Below are 1,582 nucleotides of genomic sequence, written 5' to 3'. Positions count from 1 at the left end.
CAGGATCATCACTTCGTGAGTCCTAACTTCCTTCGTTCTGCCTATCCATAATCCGGGTGTCAGCTTAGCTCCTTGTCAGGGTCTTGCCCTATGGAAAATATTCCTGCCAACTACCTGCTCATTCTTTGTTCCTATTATTACTGACTTGCTTCCTGTAACAGCACTTTTCAGTGGACGTTCCCCATTACATTCTGCTTTTGTACCTTTTCGGGTTGGTTACTTCCTGCACTCTATGCTGCAAGCATCTGTGGTCTCTTGATATCTTGCATCATCTTTGCACCGTCATAAGTCACACCTTTAGTCAAAATCGTATAAAAGATTCTTAAGACTTTACACGCAACTGCTATGACTGACTGCATCTTCTTTAGCGGATTTTCTTTTCTAGTTCGATAATACCGGTGTACTTCCTTAAATTCTTCATTCCTTGCAATCAAGGATATGGCTGCTTCATACAGTACATATCTGAGGCGTTTTCTTCCTCTGTAGCTGATGTGACTCTCGCCCTTATGTTTTCCCGAACTACACTCTACAATGGCATATCCAGCTAGTTTTTGCAGTTGCTTTGGATTATCAAAACGTGTGATGTCTCCTACTTCGGCAACAAATCCACTCACTGTTTTCAATCCAACTCCTTTGATTTCCAACAACTTATCTATATGAGGAATCTCTGACAACTTTTCCTCTGTCAGGCTCATCAGGTCTTCCTCTCTATTTTTGTAGATTTCATAATCGTTCAGTAGATTCTTCAATTCAATTCTTGCACTATCAGGTGCTTCCTGGCTTCCAATACTGTGCTCTGCAGCCGTTACCAGGGTCTTTGCCCTCTTCAGTCCAGCCGCTCTCAACTTAGCATCCCGCCAAATCTTATTGATTCCATCTACACCCAGTTTTACGATATCTTGTGGCAAAGGTGCCTCTTTTAATATCATAAGACCACTCACAGAATCCGGATTTCTATAAACGTCTTTGATTTCCGGAAAATAGATGCTAAACCATCTTGCGATACGGTTCTTGATCCTTGTAATTTCTTCCTGGGTTTGTAATCTGAGATTTGAAAGACTCCGAATCTCAGCATAAATACCAGTTGGTATATATGGATATGAAAATCTCCCTTCATTTACCAGCGCCGCAATTGTCTTTGGATCCTTACGGTCATTTTTGTTTGGATTATTGTCATCCAGTTCTTTTGACTTCTTTACATGATGTGGATTTACATGAACCGGTTTCATGCCGTTGTCCTGCAGGTATGCTCCAAGGTTGAACCAATAGTGTCCTGTTGGTTCCATTCCCGGAATCACAACGTTTTTACCGTATTTTTCTGCAAAATCCGCCATCCATGCTTTTTAAGTCATAAATCCCGCTTCTGTATTACTGAGTTCCAACGGTTTCTATGAATACTCGTAGTTACACCAATCAGATGCATCGTGCAAGTGCGTTTCACTTCCCACGATCAATCCCAACAATAATGTCTTTTGCGCAAAGATTATTTTTGCGTCTGTGGGTAGACTCATTAAAACTCCTGTCACAGATTGTACGTACCGGCAATCACAGCCTATTCCAACTGAGTATTGTTTGCTCAACT

General features: G+C 41.4%; 1 pseudogene. It reads right to left on the bottom strand.

Annotated features, from left to right (window positions below):
• Positions 1 to 230 precede the first annotated feature (230 nt).
• Positions 231 to 1,511, bottom strand: a pseudogene (locus RUMTOR_RS06320) (IS110 family RNA-guided transposase).
• Positions 1,512 to 1,582 lie beyond the last annotated feature (71 nt).

The organism is [Ruminococcus] torques ATCC 27756 (genome assembly GCF_000153925.1).
Lineage (GTDB): Bacteria > Bacillota > Clostridia > Lachnospirales > Lachnospiraceae > Mediterraneibacter > Mediterraneibacter torques.
Note: the sequence above shows the minus strand (reverse complement) of the source record. Positions and strands in the feature narration are given on the sequence as shown.